Raw genomic sequence first — 18,080 nt, 5'->3', positions numbered from 1 at the left:
AGGCATGGCTGCTCCAGTTCAAAATATATCAATCCTATCCAGCATGAGGTCGGGCATGCAAACAGGCACTTCAGCTGGTACAACTCTGAGCCGTCTCCCTGGTGAAATTACAGGTGTATTTCTGGGGTCAGCAGTAGGTCTGGTAGGCGGTGCAGGTTGGAAATTGTTGAACCTCCCAAGAAAACCGGAAAATCGCCCACAGAAGAGCCTTTCAGAATATGTAATATCAGCTGGTAAATTTACTGGCAATGCATTGGGAACGGTTACTGCAATTGTAGGGCTTCCAATCTCAATAATTGGAGGTCTGGCTGGCAGCGTGGTTGGAGGGGTATATGGAACCATATCCAGAATCCATGAAGCACTCAGGCCCTCTGAGTGGAAGCTGGAAAACACGTTGGAAACTTCTCTGCCTGAGCTGCCTGAATCATTTGATACTTCAAACGGTATCTGGACACCATTCAGAGAGCATTTTCTGGAAGTGTTGACCAAAATGAGAGAAAACGACTCTTTACCAGAAGATAAAGCGACAAAATTGAATAGGGACCATAACTCTCTACGAAATGAATATTTAAACCTAACTCATAGTATGAGTACCTTTAACGACAGACTTTTTAAATTGGCTGGTTACTGTGATCAGGCAAACAGTGAAAGGGTTTGGGAGGCTAAGCCTTTTTCTAAATTGAAGCCGGCTGGATTAAAAAAGCAGATAGATTCTCATAGAGCCCAGGAAATAACTTATTTGAAGCAAGTGAAAATTACTCTGGATGATATTCAGAAAAGCTTTGAGAAAGGTTTTAGGCCGGTACTTAAAAAAACTCTGGATGCTTCTATTGCCGAACCGATGGTAGCCTATTTCGAGAAAATGCTGGAAAAAATGCATCTACAAGTAGAAGCTGAAACAAAAAAAGTTTCTGAAAAACCAACAACAGTAGAGCGTGTAAAAGATAAAAATAAGGGCGTTAAGCTCCAAGACGGTAGTTGCTATAAAGTAGGTGGTTATATGGACTTTAGGAATGCGCTTACTATTGCAGAGAAATTGATGCTGTATTGCACTGAGTCAGAAATAGGGTATAGCGGTATGATACCTAAAGCAGGAAGTACCGATCAGTCACTCGATATAAAGCCCCAGCCTTTCGATGTAAAATTCAAAGAACAGCTTTTAGATGATAACGACGAAAAAATATGAATGTTGGTGTGATTAGTGACGCCATGATGTTGAATGAAGCTGGCATTTTTAGTCTAAAATCGAAGCCTTGCTATTAAGGGTATTAACAGCAAGGCTTCTGAATCGAGTTAGTCTTGACCCCTGTTTACTGTAGAAAATCCCGCGTACGGTATTATCCAGATAATTTAATGCCACCAGTTTGCTAAACAGTTCAAGCTGGGAGGGTGACAGTTTTACAGAGCACTCCATCAGTCCATGGGCAATCATAGGCTGGCTCTCTCTTGCCTTGCGATCAATCCACTGCCAAATGGAATCCGGTACTTCCTGATCACTTTCAAACCCCAGGTTAATCCACCAGTGATGGGTCTGTAACAAGCGTTCATAGCTGATAGTTGAGATATTACTTAATGCCGATAGGCTTCTGGCCATCTGACGGTTCTGGTAACGGGTGCCGTACTCAAGAATGTCCTTGCGAATAAAGGCAGAGCAGCCGGAATGAGCATCTAGAGCCTTGGTTAGAAAAGCCTGCATACCATCACTGAGGATAACGAATTGGGTGATTTTTCGTAGCTGATAGTTGTCAGGCTGTACCCAGCGTACGGGGTAGTTTTCACTGGCCAGACGCTGAATTTTCTTTTTCAGCTGAGGAGTAATATTGTTGCTGAATACTCTGAAACCGGCAGGGTAACGGAGACGGATAATGTCTAAAGTCAATGGTTCCAGCTCTGCACAGGACACCAGTGGCAATGGGGTTTTTCTGGCGGGTATAAGCGTAATTTCTGCCTGAGCGGAAAGTGAGAGGTGAGTCAGAAAAGAAAAAAGCAGCCCTGCCAGAAAACTACAGTTCAGCTTCTTGCCTATAGTCAGAAATATAAACACAACTTTGTTAAACCGGCAGTGGAACCGTCTGCTTCACAGAGAATAGACTATCAATGGATAATATGACTTTATGGTTGATGTTTCGAAGGCTGGTAAAGCTGTTGTTAAGGCCTTTAACGCTAATAATTATGTTGATGGTTGCAGGAATGACTCTAAAGGGAATGTTCAGCGGGCTGGCAGTTTTTGCTTTGAGCCTTTTATATCTTCTATCCGTAGCCCCGGTATCAACTTTGTTGCTGAAAGGGCTGGAGCGTTATCCCGCTATTCAACCTGAAAGCTGCCCTGAAGCCGATTTCATTGTCCTGCTGGGGGCTGGTCGACCTTACTCAAGCCCTGAGATGGACGAACCGCTGCCAACAGCTCTCAGTCTGGAACGTATTCGCTATGCTGCCATTCTGGCGAAGCGGTGTGAGCTGCCAGTAATGACATCTGGTGGCGGGAAATTTCCTGAAGCTGAAACCATGACCCGGGTTCTTGAACAAGACTATGGCGTAAAAACTAAGTGGGTAGAAAGCAGCAGTAGAACGACCTTTGAGAATGCGGCTAATGCAAGAGAGTTGTTAGGGCGGCAGTTTAACAGGGTGATGGTTGTGACTCACGCCTGGCATATGCCTAGGGCGGTGATGAGCTTCAAGGGTTTGGGTTTTGAGGTGATTCCAGCGCCGACGTCTTTTACCTGGAAGTCTGTTCCGTGGAATTCCCCTGCTTACTGGATTCCAAGCTCCCGACAACTGATGAAAAGTGAACTGGCACTTCATGAATATCTAGGGATTGTCTGGTACTGGGTAACAGGAAAGTTGTCCTGATGCTGGTCGGGTATAAAGGTGAGTTTAGTGAAGCCCGCCTTTTGTTGCATGAAGTGGATCCAGCAAGGTCTTCAACTCTTCTTCTGACAAATCAGTATTTTCTAAAGCCACGTCAAGAACAGGCCTTCCTTCATGGTAGGCTTTCTTGGCGATTTCAGCTGCTTTCATATAACCAATAACCGGATTTAGCGCGGTTACCAGAACAGGGTTGCGGCCAACATGCTCATTGATATGAGCTTCTCTTACCTTAAAGGACTTCACGGCACTGTCAGCCAGAATCATACTGCTGTTGCTTATAAGTGTTACGCTCTGGATAAGGTTATTGGCTATCAGGGGCAGCATGACATTCAGTTGAAAATTTCCTGATTGAGCGGCAATGGTAATGGCTGCATCCAGGCCAATGACCTGCGCAGATGCCATAGTCACGGATTCTGAGATAACCGGATTTACTTTGCCTGGCATGATGCTGGAGCCAGGCTGAATAGCGGGCAGCTCAATCTCGGCAAGTCCAGTCAGTGGACCACTGTTCATCAACCGCAGGTCATTGGCAATTTTCATCAGAGTAGTTGCAAGGCTGCGAAGGCATGAAGAAAACTCTAATGCAGAGGCGGGCATACTTTGGGCAGCAAAAAAATTATCAGCAGGCTTAAAGCAGATCCCTGTATCTTCCTTAAGGTGATGGCAGACCCTGACGGAATAATGAGGGTCGGTATTCGTGCCTGTACCAACCGCTGTGCCTCCTAATGTCAGACGACACAATTTGGTCTGACAATGTTTGATTCGTTTTTTATCTTCTTCAATCAGACTTATCCAGCCACTGATTTCCTGACCAAAAGTCACGGGCATGGCATCCATTAAGTGAGTGCGGCCTGTTTTTACCGTGTTCTGCAGTTCCTTCCTTCGCTTATTCATCACCGCCAATAAATGATTCATGGCCGGAAGTAGCTGTTTGGTGATGAGCATGGCAGAGCTGACATGAATAGCTGAAGGAATCACGTCGTTACTGCTTTGTCCCATATTAACATGGTCATTGGGAGTCAGACTCAGCTCAGGATTGTCCATAAGCGCCACATGACTGATGACTTCATTGACGTTCATATTGCTGCTGGTGCCAGAACCTGTTTGATAAACATCGACAGGAAACTGGTCGGTATACTTTCCGGAGATGATTTGCTCAGAGGCTTCAATAATGGCCTCACTGAAGGGCTTTGAAAGCAGACCGAGCTCATGATTGGTATTCGCTGCTGCTTTTTTTATATGAGCGATGGCCGAGATGAACGATGTCGGTAATGGTTGCCCACTGACAGGAAAGTTATTGATCGCCCGCTGAGTCTGGGCACCATAAAGCGCATCTTTCGGAACAAAGACTTCTCCAAGACTGTCTCGCTCCACTCGCTCTGTATCAGAAGGGGTTGCATTGGTTTTCATGGTGGCTACTTTCCCCAGGCTGTTTTTGTTTCACGGGGCTAAACGCTGCCTAATCATAGACCCTGATTCGGACTATCGGCGGCAGTTAACAAAGAAAAAGAACTGTGAAACTTCCTGACGTACTAATGAGAATTAAGAGTGCTGTGAGAAACAGGATTCGAAAGCGTTGATTACCGGCTCAACAGGTTTGAATAAAAATGTTGTTTAGTGTTTTTGTCTGTTTTTTAACCAGGAATAATTATAAGATACTCATACACTTATAACTATATTGAGTGATTTGCCATGGACGTTCAGGTTGTAGACTACACGGTCGCTGACGCACCAGAAAAGTTTGTTGAGTCTCTGCGTGAGACCGGTTTTGCGGTGTTAACCAACCACCCTATTCAACAGCAGTTGGTTGAATCTATTTACAGCAACTGGCTGGATTTTTTCAACACTGAAGCCAAGCACGACGTTGCTTTTGATCCTGAGAAACAGGATGGCTATTTCTCTCCTGATGTTTCCGAGACCGCCAAAGGTCACACCAAAAAAGACATCAAGGAGTATTACCATATTTATCCTTGGGGTCGCGTACCTGCTGAGCTTGAAGAAGAGATTCGAGGCTATTATCAAAAGGCATCAGGCCTGGCCGGAGAGTTACTGAGCTGGATTGAAGCAAACAGCCCAGAAGAAGTGAAAGCAAAGTTTTCTGAACCTCTGCCCAATATGATTAAAGATACGCCAAACACTTTGCTGCGTGTACTTCACTACCCTCCGTTCACCGGTGAAGAAGAAGCGGGTGCTATCCGCGCCGGTGCTCATGAAGACATCAACCTGATCACTATTCTTCCTGCGGCTAATGAACCGGGCCTGCAGGTTCAGTTGAAGGATGGCAACTGGGCCGATGTTCCATGCAATTTCGGTAATCTGATCATTAACATCGGTGACATGCTGCAGGAAGCATCTGGTGGTTATTTTCCTTCTACCAGTCACAGAGTAATCAACCCAACCGGCGGTGCTCAGGAAAACTCCAGAATGTCTCTGCCTTTGTTCCTGCATCCGCGTTCTGAAGTGCAGCTGTCCGAGCGTCATACTCAGCACAGCTACTTGATGGAGCGTTTGAAAGAGCTGGGTGTTATATGATTATTTGAAGGACAGATCAAGACGACAGTGAAAGATCACTGTCGTCTTGTAAAGACTGCAGCTAGAAAGATCAGAAGAAGACTAAGGAACAGTACTGGCCATGAACCGAAATTCATAAAGGGCGTAGTACCTTCCATCACCATAGCTTTGCCCTTCAGTACTCCTTCCTTAAAGCGTTCAATCCGAGTTACTTCCTGTCCCTTCTCATTGACCAGTGCAGTAATGCCATCATTAGTCGCACGAATCAGGTAACGACCAGTTTCCAGAGATCTCATTCGAGCCATTTGATAGTGCTGGACTGGGCCAATAGATTTACCAAACCAGGTGTCGTTGCTGATGGTGACCAGCAGACCGCTTCCTTTGGCCTGCTTAGCGGCAAAGTCCGGGTAAACCACCTCATAGCAGATATAGCTGGTGATATCGGTACCAGCGGCACTCAGCTTCTTCTGATCGTGGTTCCCCTTGCTGAATGCAGACATGGGCAGATCAAAGAAACTGATCAAGCCTCTAAGTGTTGATTCCAGAGGCACATATTCACCAAAAGGCACCAGCTTCTGTTTGAAGTAGCGACCTTCCGTTGCACCCACACTAAGAATGCCATTGTAGTAGCGCAATTCTTTAGAAACAGACTCAGAAGTGGAAGCAGACGAAGTGTCGTCAACAGGCATGCCAAGAATAAGAGTGCTGTCATTAGCTTTGGTAATGTTGCCCAGTTGCTCGAGTACTCGCACACCGTCACTGTAGAAAAAGGGCAGTGCATTCTCTGGCCATACAATCAGATCTTGCTGCCACTCTGATTGTGTCAGGCCGTAATAGGTGCTGATAGTCTTTTGAATATGGTTAGGGTTCCACTTAAGAGATTGGGAAATATTGCCCTGTACGGCACTGAATGATATTTCCTTTACTGGCTTTGTCCATTGAACTTTATCCAGTGGTAAAGCCGCTAACCAAAGAGCTGCGGTAACTGTCGCCAAAAAGACTGCAGGCTTTTTCTGTTTAGAAACGATAACAGCCGCAATAGCTGTAGCTGCAAGAGCTAATAGAAAACTTAAGCCAAAGACACCAGTGATTGGCGCCCAGCTCTGGAAGGGAGTATCAAGCAGTGCATAACCCTGAAGTAGCCAGGGAAAGCCGGTCAACAGCCAGGTTCGTGTCCATTCAAAAATAACCCAAAGGCCGGTAAAAAGTAGTGCCTGCCGCCAGGGAGTACTGACTTTCAGGATATCTCTTAGCCGACTATAACTGTAAGCCATTGGGGCAATAAGAAAGGCCGATAGAACAAGCACAAACAGAGCGGTAAGCAGCACGGCCAGTATCGGTGGTGCAGAACCAAACTGATGGATGCTGACATAAACCCAGGATACCCCGGTGCCAAACATACCCAAACCAAAGCTCAACCCTTTCAAGGTTGCTGTCTTGACTGTCTCGGTACGAATCAGCAGGAAAAAAGCCGCTGTTATGGGCAGCAATAATGGCCAGAAATCATAAGGTGCAAAGGCCAGAGTTGCCAGAGAGCCTGCAAGAGCAGGCATTAGAAAAGAGAGTACTTTCTTAGGACTCTTCTTAGGACTAGGCATTGTCAGTGGAAGTCCCTTTATTGGTCAGGTGCTGCTGACACGAAGCAGACGTATACGACGACCGTCGGAGTTTAGAACATCAAACCTGAAACCGGACATTTCGACATACTCATTGCGCTTGGGCATATGACCAAACTCCTGCAGTAACAGGCCGCCAATGGTATCGAACTCATCGTCACTGAACTCAGATTCAAAATGCTCGTTAAAATCTTCGATGGGCGTTAAAGCTTTGACAATAAACGACTGTGTTTCATCATTTATTGGCTTGATAAAGCTGTCTTCATCAACGTCGTGTTCGTCTTCAATATCACCAACAATCTGTTCCAGAACGTCTTCAATAGTCACCAGACCGGCAACACCACCAAACTCATCGATAACGATGGCCATATGGTTGCGATTGGTTCGAAACTCTTTGAGCAATACGTTCAGACGCTTACTTTCAGGTATGAAAGTAGCCGGACGCAGGTGGTCCTTGATGTTGAAACGATTCTTCTGGAGGATCAGAGGAAGAAGGTCTTTAGCGAGCAGAATACCGCTTACTTCATCTTTGGTATCACCAATCACCGGAAAGCGGGAGTGAGCAGATTCGATCACCTTGGGCAGAAAGTCTTTTGGCTCCTGATCTTCATCAACGCAGACCATCTGGGAGCGGGGAATCATGATTTCACGCACCTGCATATCAGCTACCTGAACGGCGCCTTCTATGATGCTGAGTGCTTCATGATCAATAATGCCTTTCTCACCTGCTTCATTCAGCAGAGTAAGCAGGTCACTGCGATTTTTGGGGTCCTGAGTAAACAGACCAGCCAGTTTATCTTTCCATGTCGGTGCAGGCGAATCGCCCGAAGCGGTGTCGTCGTTCATTACCTTTGTCTTTCATTGGCAGACTGAAACCAGCCTGCCTGATGGTGATTAAATTTCTTCACGAACCTGATAGGGGTCGTCAAAACCCAGCGTCTGCATGATGGAAGTTTCCAGTGCTTCCATCTCTTCAGCCTCATCGTCCTGAATATGATCATATCCCTGCAGGTGCAGTGTGCCATGTACGATCATATGTGCCCAGTGAGAAGTCAGGGTTTTACCCTGTTCTTTCGCTTCTCTTTCAACAACCGGGGCACAGATAACCAGATCGCCCAGTAGCGGCAGATTAAGTTCTTCCGGCAGGTCAGAAGGAAAAGACAGAACATTAGTCGGCCCTTCTTTCTGACGCCACTGGAAATTGAGCTCTGCACCTTCTTCAAGGTCAACGATTCTCAGGCTGACTTCTGCTTCATCACGATTGCCGCCGACAGCTGCGGCAGCCCAGCATTCAATATCAGACGACTCTGGTAGCTGCTTGCTATCACTGGCTACCTGAATATCAACATGAACCTGTGCGGTCATTATTGAACTCCAGCCTTGTCTTTGTTCTGGTTGGCACGATCAAAGCGGTCATACGCCTGAACGATGCGCTGAACGATAGGGTGACGAACTACGTCTTTGGCACTGAACCAGGTGAAACCAATACCATCGACGTCTTTCAGTACATCGATTGCATGAGCCAGGCCAGACTTGGTGTTACGAGGCAGATCGACCTGAGTGATGTCACCGGTAATAACCGCAGTAGAGCCAAAACCGATACGGGTCAGGAACATTTTCATCTGTTCTGCCGTAGTGTTCTGGGCTTCATCAAGAATGATGTAGGAGTTGTTCAGTGTACGACCACGCATATACGCCAGTGGTGCTACTTCAATGACATTCTTTTCGATCAGCTTGTCGACACGCTCAAAGCCCAGCATCTCATAGAGTGCATCGTAAAGAGGGCGCAGATAAGGGTCGATTTTTTGAGCCAGATCACCAGGAAGGAAGCCCAGCTTCTCGCCAGCTTCTACTGCTGGTCGTACCAGCAGAATACGACGAATTTCTTCATCTTCCAGAGCCTGAACCGCAGCAGCAACCGCCAGATAGGTTTTACCGGTACCGGCAGGGCCAATACCGAAATTGATATCGTTGGTCATTACAGAACGAATATAGTTCTGCTGGTTCTCACCGCGAGGGGTGATTGTACCTTTTCGGGTACGCAGAGTGATCAGCTTGTCACTTTTAGGCTCGTTCACCCATTCAACCGCAGACTCCTGAAGATAAAGATGAACAGTATCAGGCGTCAGTGGCTCAAGCTGACCGGTTTCACGGTACAGACGTTTGATGATTTCAGTAGCTGCCAGAGCATTGCGATCAAGCCCCTTAACGGTGAACTGATTGCCACGATGACGAACATCGACAGACAGGCGCTGTTCAATCTGCTTGAGGTGCTGATTAAACTGTCCACAGAGTTCTGCGAAACGGCTGGGGTCTTCAGGTTCAAGGGAGAACTGGCAGGTTTTATAGACAGCCTGTTGAGGGCTTTCTTGCTGTGGGGCTTCTGTCTGGGTGTTCAAGTGGTAATTTCAGCTCTTACTGCAATCGATAATGTTAAGAATATACGCTGTCTTCAATCTTGCCATGTTTGCTGCGGTTGGCAAGCCTTTAAAGCACAGTTCTGGCAGAGTTTACTCAAGGTTTAGGAAAGTTTTAACAATAAGTTAAACCCTCACATGAGAACGATGGTGTTGGGAGAGCGAGGGATCAGGTTGTTTTTTCAAAGGCCAGGAAGGCCTGCTAGCGAATCTGACCATGGATGGTCAGTTGAGCGGAAAAAACAACCTGATTCCTGCTGACAAACTCAACGGTTAGAGAATATTCTCTAATCCATAAACCAGCTCAGCTTTATCAGCAATATACTCGCTGGCCATTAGAATGCCCGGCATATAGCTGGTGCGCTCAATGGAGTCATGACGGATCGTCATATACTGGCCGTGGCCACCCAGAATCACTTCCTGAGAGGCAACAAAGCCTGGCATACGTACGGCGTGAAGTTTGATGCCTTTATGGTCTCCACCACGGGAGCCTTCGATGTTAGCAACCTGGTCATTAGTGCCAACATTGAACTTCTCACGCTCTTCGGCCATCAGTTCTGCCGTTTTTACAGCCGTACCTGAAGGGAAGTCCACTTTCTGCTCGTGGTGGTATTCAATGATTTCAGCGTATTCGTAATAGCGTGCAGCCTGTTTGGCAAACTGCTGCATCAGCACATTGCCGACGATAAAGTTAGGGGCGATAAAGCAACCCTTACCGGTTTCCTTAACCCAGCCCTTGATGGTTTCAAGGTCTTCAGGCGTAAAGCCGGTTGTACCAACCACAGCGGCAGCGCCGGAGAACAGTGTCTGACGAACCGTTTCCATACGGATTTCAGGGCGGGTGAAGTCAACAACGATATCAGCAGCGTTGTCCTTTACCTCTTTGCCGAGATCATCACCCATGTCGACAGCAGCGGCCAGTTCCAGTTTGCTGTGGTTATTAACAAAATCGACAACGGTCTGTCCCATTTTGCCCTTGGCACCGTTAACCACAACTCTCAAGACTGACATGTTCTGCTCCATTATTAGATCTATAACCGGCAACTTTAACGGATCACTGCAACCTGTCAATCCGAGCTGACAAAAGAGCTGCGAAATTCCCCTGGTGTTATGCCAGTCCAGCACTTGAAACGGCGATGAAAGGACGCAGCTTCGCTAAAACCCAAGCGGCTGGCTATTTCGTTGATAGAGAGACTGTCACTGGTCAGCCAGCGTTTGGCAGTGTCCAGTCTCAGTTCATCCAATAGTTGCTGATAACCGGAGCCAGCATCATGAAGCCTTCTTTGCAGGGTTCTTTCGGTAATGCCTAGCTGCTCGGCCACTCTTTCACGTCTTGGCAAACCCTCAGTAATCATGTTTGTCAGCACTTTTCTGACCTGATTGATGATGGGGTTATCCTGAACCTGTTTTAAAAGCGCAATAGCCTGTTGCTCAAGGGCTGCTGTCAATTGAGGGTCAGGTTGATGCAGTGGAGTGTTCAGAACACTGCTGGAGAATATCAGGGAATTTTTACCCGCATTGAAGACTACCGGAGCTTCAAAAACTTGCTCGTAATGGTTTCTTGTATTTTGGCTGGAACAATCAAACTCCAGCAGAACCTGCTCCGGTCTGGCATTTCTTAAGTCTGCCAGCCTTCTGGAAAAATTCAGCCAGGAACCCAGAACATTGCTGATCATATGAGGACGAACGACAGAATCTGGATACAGGCAGTGCCAGCTCATAATGTGCTGATCACTATTTTGCTCGAAAAAGGTAGTTCCCATATCCCCGACAATGGCTTCGTATTCAGGAACTTTATTAAGCACTTCTTCCAGCGTACGACAGCTCATTGCCATATAGCCAAGCAGGCTGTAAGAGCCAGGCTCTACATAGTTAGCTGACTTCAGACCAAAACAATCATCGTCGACTTGCAGTACCAGCCAGTGAATCAATGACTGGAACTGATTGCCAGAAATACGTGGCACCGAGTTATCCAGTACACCCGGGTCAATATCGCATGCTTGTAAGGCGGTTGAGCTGTCGATGCCATAGTCCAACGCAGCCTGAAGGTACTGACGCACAGCCGCTGATGAAGCAGTCCCGAGCTTGGTGAGACTGTCAGGTTTGTCTTTATTTACCAATGGGTTGTCCTGAAGTGTCACTGACTATTTTTGTCAGTTCATCATACTAAGGTTGCAGCTATATAAAAGTAACGCTGTAACTATAAACAAGAAAAATAAAGGTGAAATCATGGGGCGTCGCTGGAATGGCTGGGGTGATGAGGATTACATCAAGGAAGTATCAGGCCATGGCCGTCAACTGATTCATTCTATTATTGGCACACCAAAGACTCTACCCGATGCCTCTCTGGAATCAGTCATTGATTCTGTACCTGAGAGCAGGCTACCTGAACACAGCCTTATATCAGTAAACGCTGAAGATCGGGTAAGGCACGCCAGAGGCCAGAGCTTTCCCGATTGGCTGGCTATGCGCAGCGGTGACTTCAAAATATTTCCTGATGGCGTTGCCTTTCCGGAATCCAGCAGTCAGGTGCGGGAGCTGCTCGACCTTGCAGAAAAACATGATATTGACGTTATTCCCTATGGTGGCGGCACTTCCGTAGCCGGGCATATTACGCCGGATGTCAGTCAGCGACCGATTCTAACCATTGATATGGGACGAATGAATCAACTGCTGGATATCAACCCGGAAAGTCAGGTTGCCACCTTTGGTGCGGGTACGCCTGGTCCTCAGGTTGAATCTCAGCTACGAGCCAAAGGTTATACCCTTGGACATTATCCGCAGTCGTGGGAACTGTCGACAGTTGGGGGCTGGATTGCATCTAGGTCGAGCGGTCAGCAATCATTAAGATACGGTCGTATTGAGCAGATGTTTGCCGGCGGTCGTCTGGAAACACTAAAAGGTTCGCTTGATATTCCATCTATTCCTGCTTCTTCTGCTGGACCTGATGTTCGTGAAATTGCCATGGGTACGGAAGGCAGGCTGGGTATCTTTACTGAAGTTCAGGTGCGAGTCAGCCGTATGCCAGAGGAAGAGAAGTTCTTCGTCTACTTTATGCCGGACTGGGAAAAGGCCAAAACTGCGGTTAAAGAGCTGGTACAACTTAAAGTGCCCATGTCGATGATGCGGGTTAGTAATGCCAATGAAACCAATGCGCACCTTCACCTTGGTACTAAAGAGAAACAGTATAAGACTCTGGATGCTTTTCTAAAGTTTAGAGGCCTTAAAGAAGGTCGCTGTATGCTGACCTTTGGAGTTACCGGAACCAAATTGCAAAACAAGGCATCACTGAAACAGATTCGCAACACTCTGGGTCAGCACGGTGGTATCGGCGGTTTTATCGCCAATATCATGGGTGAAATCTGGGCCGAAGGTCGCTTCCGTTTTCCTTACCTGCGAGAGTCCTGCTGGCAGGAAGGTATTGCCATCGATACGCTGGAAACCTCTACAGACTGGGAGAATGTTGACCAGTTAATGGTGGATATTGAAGAGTCCCTCCGCACAGCTTTGAAGGATGAAGGTGAGGAAGTGATGGTCTTCACTCACCTGTCACACCTCTATGGTCAGGGTTGCAGTATCTACACGACGTATTTCTTCCGTTGTGCTGATTCCTATGAGCAGACCCTGCAGTGCTGGAAAAAGCTGAAGCTGGCTGCTTCCTCCATTATTGCTAATGCCAGGGCAACAATCTCTCACCAGCACGGTGTCGGCAAGGATCATGCACCTTACCTGAAGGCTGAAAAAGGCAAGCTGGGTATGGAGTTGATCGAAACCATGTTGAGTAAGTTCGATCCAGATAAGCGAATGAATCCGGGAACGCTTCTGCCAAAGGAAGAGAACTGATGAGCTCGGAAGACTGGCAGGCGGGTAAACGTCAGGAGCTGCTGAACAGGCTTGAGCACTGTGTCGATTGTTGGGACGTGATCGTTGTCGGTGGTGGTATAACCGGTGCAGGCATTGCCCGTGAAGCTGTTCGAAAAGGGCTGAAGATCTTGCTAGTTGAACGGCAGGACTTTGCATGGGGTACTTCCAGCCGGTCTTCCAAGATGGTTCATGGTGGCCTTAGATACATCGCAGCCGGTGATATAAAAACCACACTTCATTCAGTCCGTGAAAGAGAAAAGCTGCTGGCAGAAGCACCGGGTTTGGTAGACCCCCTTGGCTTTATGATGAGCCACTATAAAAAGCAGTTTCCCGGACCAAAAGTATTCAATGGTTTGCTCAGTGTTTATGACAGTTTTGCCGGTAAGAAGTATCGCAAGCGCCATTCAATTTCAGAAACCGAGTACCTGACGCCGCTTATTAACAAACAAAACCTGACAGGCTCAACCCAGTTTGCTGATGCCATTACAGACGATTCTCGGCTGGTAATGCGAGTATTACGTGAAGCTCAGAATGAAGGTGCAGATATAGTAAATTATGTATCTGCCAAAACACTGCTTAGAAATGATGAAGCTGTCAGTGGTTGTATTCTGGAAGACCGGGAGACGGGCAGACAGTTTACGGCCAATGCAAAAGTAGTGATCAATGCTACAGGCGCATGGGTTGATGAGCTGCGAGATAAATCTGACCAGGGCAACACTGTTCGCCCGGCCAGAGGTAGCCATATAGTTCTGCCAGCTTGGCGTTTGCCAGTAGCTCAGTCCTACACTGTTGTTCATCCTGAAAATAAACGTCCGGTCTTTATATTCCCCTGGGAAGGGCGCACAGTTATCGGTACCACTGACCTTGACCAGAAAACGCTGGGTGATCAGGAAATAAGTATTTCCGAGGCTGAGTTTAATTATCTATTGAAGGTTCCTGAATTTCTCTTTCCCTCGATCAAGCTCAGTGAAAAGGATGTGATATCAACCTGGGCTGGAGTAAGGCCGTTGATATCCAGCGGTAAGTTGGATCCATCCCGTGAGAAACGGACACACAGTATCTGGGATGATAAAGGGCTGGTCAGTGTCAGTGGTGGCAAACTGACTACGTTTCGTCTGATTGCTCTGGATGTGCTGAATAAAGCTGGAAAGTATTTAAATGGTCCTCAATTTGAAGACAGTGGTGAGCGTATTTTTACAGAAGCCAGTTCTTCTACTTCTTTGCTTAATAACAGCCTTCCTGATTATCTGGTTCGACGGTTACAGGGGCACTATGGACCTGATTTAAAATCGATGCTGGAGCTGGCTGAAGAAAGTGACCTTGAGTGCGTACCTGGCACCCGAACCCTCTGGCTTGAGCTTCGTTGGGCAGCAGCTCAGGAAGCCGTTCTTCATCTCGATGATTTGTTGTTGCGTCGGACTCGAATTGGTCTGTTGGTGAAAGACGGTGGATTGATATTTGAAAATCGGATAAAAGAAATCTGTTGTCGAAATGCAGGCTGGAGTCAGGCTAAATGGCTTGAAGAAAAAGGGCGTTATCAGACAATCTGGCAGACCTATTACAGTCTTCCGGCCGGAAAGAGTCGTAAGCAAACAGAACAATAAAAAGCCAGGACAGACTGGTTTCCAGAGAAAATAAAAACAGGAAAGGCTAATGAGTCAGAAGTCCTATTTGTTGGCCATTGATAATGGAACACAGAGCGTTCGTGTTATTGCCTTTGACTTTAAAGGGCAGGAAGTAGCCAAGGTTAAGATTGATCTGGAAGCGTATTATTCGGATGAACCAGGCTGGGCTGAGCAGGATGCAGATTACTACTGGCAATCATTGCAGGAAGCATTCAAACAACTGTGGCAGTCTGGCAAGGTTCAACCTGAACAGATAGCCGGAGTATCCCTGACCACTCAGCGTTACACCATGATCAATCTGGATGAAAATAAGAAACCATTGCGCCCAGCCATTATCTGGATGGATCAGCGTCGTTTTGAAAGTGAAAATGAGAAAGGCCTTTTAGGCTTGCTGGAAAAGACACCTGTAGCTGGCCCTATCATCAAGGAACTGCGAGCAAAGTCTCGGGATAACTGGCAGGCAAAACATCAGCCGGAGGTCTGGCAGCAGACAAAACACTTTGTAAACCTTTCCGGTTTTTTGACCTACCAGCTGACAGGTGAATTGAAAGACTCTGCCGGATCTATTGTTGGCTACCTGCCCTATGACTATAAGCGTCATCAGTGGGCGAAAAAATACGACATCAAATGGTTACTGCTCTCAGTCACAAGAGAGATGCTGCCTGAACTTGTTCAGCCCGGTGAAACGTTGGGTGAAATCTCTGCGCTGGCATCAGAGCTGACAGGTTTGCCAGAAGGGTTACCTCTCATTGCTGCAGCTTCTGATAAAGCCTGTGAAGTGTTAGGTGCAGGAGCTATTGAGCCTCACGTATGCAGCCTCAGTTTTGGCACCACTGCCACCATCAATATCACTACGCCAAAGTATATTGAGCCTGAGTTTCTTTCTCCGGCCTACACAGCAGCTTTGCCTGAACACTACAACACAGAAGTTATGGTTTATCGTGGCTTCTGGATGGTGAGTTGGTTTAAGGAAGAGTTTGCTCATTATGAGCAGAGAGTAGCCAAGGAAATGGGCGTTGAACCCGAATTTTTGTTTGATGATCTGTTAAATCAGGTTCCTGCCGGTTCGATGGGTTTGATGATGCAACCGTACTGGTCTCCAGGTATTAAACAGCCAGGGCCAGAGGGTAAAGGTTCATTTATTGGTTTTGGTGATGTTCATAAACGAGCTCACGTTTATCGAGCCATTCTGGAAGGTCTTGCCTATGAGCTTCGATGGGGCAAAGAGAAAATAGAAAAGCGAAGTCGTCAGAAAATCACACGACTGAGAGTATCTGGCGGTGGTTCACAGAGTGATGCAGCGATGCAGTTGACTGCAGACATCTTCGGAATGCCTGCTGAAAGGCCACATACCTTTGAAACATCCGGCCTTGGAGCTGCTATCAATTGTGCTGTGGGTCTGGGCATCTATTCAGATTATGCCTCTGCAATAGCGGCAATGACCCATGAAGGTGACGTTTTTGTGCCTGATACGGAAACAGTTGACCTCTACAATCGGCTCTATCGTGAGGTGTACCTGAAAATGTACCGTCGCATGAAACCTCTCTATAAATCGATTCGGGAAATCACTGGTTATCCCAAATAAGAGTCGTTGGTTAGGTGTCTTGTGCGGTTACTGGTTCGTTACTTACTTCTCTTTAATCGAGTGTCCGAAGCAGTTGTAGATGGTTTTTCGGTATGTACTAATAAATTTGTGGGTAAAAACTAGACACAAATCAGTTCTTTCCTGAAAAAATCCCTGTAGATTTCAGCGCCACTAATCAGCCTGACCTTCTGGTCAGGCTCACCTCATTTTCGAAGGTAACTTCGGGCATGAAAAAAAATATAACTACAGGTATCTCTTACATGTCAAAACGACTAACCAGTAAACAGTTTCTATGGGGTAATCTGGTATTCCAGATTATGGTGGGTATTGTTGCCGGTATCTCTCTGGCGCTGGTAGCTCCTGAGCTGGCTATCTCTCTCGGTTTGTTGGGTAGCCTGTTTGTTAAAGCCCTTAAAGCAGTTGCTCCGATTCTGGTGTTTGTTTTGGTGGCATCTGCCATTGCCAGTCAGAAGTCCAACGATGAAAGTCGTATGAAGCCGGTTCTCAAGCTTTACCTGCTGGGTACTCTGTCAGCGTCTGTTGTTGCTGTAGCACTGAGCTTTATGTTCCCAACCCAGCTGACGTTGACTCAGGCAACTATCAGCAACGTTGCTCCACAAGGGATTACAGAGGTTTTGAATAACCTGTTGTTCAATCTGGTAGCAAACCCTGTAACTGCTCTGATGGAAGCTAATTTTATTGGTATTCTTGCCTGGGCTATTGCCTTGGGTATGGCTCTGAGAACCGCTTCTGATAGCACCCGTATTATGGTGAGCGATCTGGCTCACGGTGTGTCCAGCATTGTTCGAATGGTTATCCGTTTTGCGCCAATTGGTATCTTTGGTCTGGTGGCTAATACCATTGCTACTACTGGCCTGAGTGCACTGTTGGCTTACGGTGAGTTGCTGTCGGTTCTACTCGGCGCGATGCTGTTTATGGCACTGGTTGTGAACCCGATGATTGTCTGGACACAGATTCGCAGTAATCCTTATCCTCTGGTGTTCAAATGTCTGCGTGAAAGTGCTGTAACGGCCTTCTTTACCCGCAGTTCTGCAGCGAATATTCCTGTGAACATGGGGCTGTGTAAACGACTGGGTCTGGATGAAGACACTTATTCTGTATCCATTCCACTTGGCGCAACCATCAATATGGCGGGCGCTGCAATCACCATCACTGTGCTGACCATGGCTGCTGCTTACACTATGGGCATTGATGTTGATGTACCAACTGCTTTGCTGCTGAGTGTGGTGGCTGCAGTCTCTGCCTGTGGTGCTTCCGGTGTCGCTGGTGGTTCCCTGCTGCTGATTCCTCTGGCCTGCGGCCTGTTTGGTATTCCGAACGAAGTTGCCATTCAGGTTGTGGCTGTTGGTTTTATCATCGGTGTAGTCCAGGACTCTGCTGAGACCGCATTGAACAGTTCTACAGATGTTCTGTTTACTGCGGCAGCCTGTCTGTCCAGCCATGAGCAGGAAGAGATTGTTGCAGCTGTAGATGCGGCTTAAAACCTTCGAGTTTTAAGTAATGAACAGTCTTGAGCGCTGGATTCGATTATCACCATTGTTGGTGGTAAACGAATCACAATAAAAAAGGCGAG

General features: G+C 47.1%; 15 protein-coding genes. 7 read left to right on the top strand and 8 right to left on the bottom strand.

What is annotated here, in order from left to right:
• Nucleotides 1–4: 4 nt before the first annotated feature.
• A complete protein-coding gene (locus EOPP23_RS07580; protein WP_153765359.1) occupies nt 5–1,186 on the top strand; it encodes a hypothetical protein in 1,182 nt (393 codons plus the stop codon).
• A gap of 48 nt (nt 1,187–1,234) precedes the next feature.
• Here EOPP23_RS07580 and EOPP23_RS07575 read toward each other — a convergent pair whose 3' ends face one another.
• Nucleotides 1,235–2,044, bottom strand: coding sequence for a hypothetical protein (locus tag EOPP23_RS07575; RefSeq protein ID WP_153765358.1), 810 nt, complete (start codon nt 2,042–2,044; stop codon nt 1,235–1,237).
• A 53-nt stretch (nt 2,045–2,097) separates the two neighbouring features.
• On the opposite strand from EOPP23_RS07575, the gene EOPP23_RS07570 reads away from it, so the two are divergent.
• Nucleotides 2,098–2,850 (top strand): YdcF family protein, encoded by a 753-nt coding sequence (locus tag EOPP23_RS07570; protein WP_153765357.1) that lies wholly within the window; start codon nt 2,098–2,100, stop codon nt 2,848–2,850.
• A gap of 24 nt (nt 2,851–2,874) precedes the next feature.
• Here EOPP23_RS07570 and EOPP23_RS07565 read toward each other — a convergent pair whose 3' ends face one another.
• Nucleotides 2,875–4,278 (bottom strand): aspartate ammonia-lyase, encoded by a 1,404-nt coding sequence (locus tag EOPP23_RS07565; protein ID WP_153765356.1) that lies wholly within the window; start codon nt 4,276–4,278, stop codon nt 2,875–2,877.
• A 282-nt stretch (nt 4,279–4,560) separates the two neighbouring features.
• On the opposite strand from EOPP23_RS07565, the gene EOPP23_RS07560 reads away from it, so the two are divergent.
• Nucleotides 4,561–5,400 (top strand): 2OG-Fe(II) oxygenase family protein, encoded by an 840-nt coding sequence (locus EOPP23_RS07560; RefSeq protein WP_153765355.1) that lies wholly within the window; start codon nt 4,561–4,563, stop codon nt 5,398–5,400.
• Nucleotides 5,401–5,435: 35 nt separating this feature from the next.
• On the opposite strand, the gene lnt is transcribed toward EOPP23_RS07560, so the two are convergent.
• From lnt to EOPP23_RS07530, 6 genes are all read right to left on the bottom strand, one after another.
• On the bottom strand, nt 5,436–6,977 hold the full coding sequence (gene lnt, locus EOPP23_RS07555; protein WP_153765354.1) for an apolipoprotein N-acyltransferase: 1,542 nt from the start codon (nt 6,975–6,977) through the stop codon (nt 5,436–5,438).
• Between the two features lie 24 nt (nt 6,978–7,001).
• Nucleotides 7,002–7,841 carry an HlyC/CorC family transporter gene (locus EOPP23_RS07550; protein ID WP_153765353.1) on the bottom strand — a complete coding sequence of 280 codons (840 nt, stop codon included), beginning with the start codon at nt 7,839–7,841 and terminating at the stop codon, nt 7,002–7,004.
• A gap of 48 nt (nt 7,842–7,889) precedes the next feature.
• Nucleotides 7,890–8,360, bottom strand: coding sequence for an rRNA maturation RNase YbeY (gene ybeY / locus EOPP23_RS07545; RefSeq protein WP_153765352.1), 471 nt, complete (start codon nt 8,358–8,360; stop codon nt 7,890–7,892).
• Nucleotides 8,360–9,394: a PhoH family protein gene (locus EOPP23_RS07540; protein WP_153765351.1), complete on the bottom strand. Its 1,035-nt coding sequence runs from the start codon at nt 9,392–9,394 to the stop codon at nt 8,360–8,362. Before EOPP23_RS07540 ends, ybeY begins: the two co-directional genes overlap by 1 nt.
• A gap of 291 nt (nt 9,395–9,685) precedes the next feature.
• Nucleotides 9,686–10,423: a 4-hydroxy-tetrahydrodipicolinate reductase gene (gene dapB, locus EOPP23_RS07535; RefSeq protein WP_153765350.1), complete on the bottom strand. Its 738-nt coding sequence runs from the start codon at nt 10,421–10,423 to the stop codon at nt 9,686–9,688.
• A gap of 56 nt (nt 10,424–10,479) precedes the next feature.
• A complete protein-coding gene (locus tag EOPP23_RS07530) occupies nt 10,480–11,532 on the bottom strand; it encodes an AraC family transcriptional regulator (RefSeq protein WP_153765349.1) in 1,053 nt (350 codons plus the stop codon).
• Nucleotides 11,533–11,641: 109 nt separating this feature from the next.
• On the opposite strand from EOPP23_RS07530, the gene EOPP23_RS07525 reads away from it, so the two are divergent.
• The 4 genes from EOPP23_RS07525 (at nt 11,642) to sstT (ending at nt 17,988) form a co-directional block, all read left to right on the top strand.
• Nucleotides 11,642–13,255 carry an FAD-binding oxidoreductase gene (locus EOPP23_RS07525; protein WP_153765348.1) on the top strand — a complete coding sequence of 538 codons (1,614 nt, stop codon included), beginning with the start codon at nt 11,642–11,644 and terminating at the stop codon, nt 13,253–13,255.
• Nucleotides 13,255–14,880: a glycerol-3-phosphate dehydrogenase/oxidase gene (locus tag EOPP23_RS07520; protein WP_153765347.1), complete on the top strand. Its 1,626-nt coding sequence runs from the start codon at nt 13,255–13,257 to the stop codon at nt 14,878–14,880. Before EOPP23_RS07525 ends, EOPP23_RS07520 begins: the two co-directional genes overlap by 1 nt.
• Nucleotides 14,881–14,929: 49 nt before the next feature.
• Nucleotides 14,930–16,486: an FGGY-family carbohydrate kinase gene (locus EOPP23_RS07515; protein ID WP_153765346.1), complete on the top strand. Its 1,557-nt coding sequence runs from the start codon at nt 14,930–14,932 to the stop codon at nt 16,484–16,486.
• 260 nt (nt 16,487–16,746) lie between these two features.
• Nucleotides 16,747–17,988, top strand: coding sequence for a serine/threonine transporter SstT (gene sstT / locus EOPP23_RS07510; RefSeq protein WP_153765345.1), 1,242 nt, complete (start codon nt 16,747–16,749; stop codon nt 17,986–17,988).
• Nucleotides 17,989–18,080: the final 92 nt, after the last annotated feature.

The sequence above is a fragment of the Endozoicomonas sp. OPT23 genome, assembly GCF_009653635.1.
Lineage (GTDB): Bacteria > Pseudomonadota > Gammaproteobacteria > Pseudomonadales > Endozoicomonadaceae > Endozoicomonas_A.
This window is presented reverse-complemented; position numbering and strand designations above follow the sequence as displayed.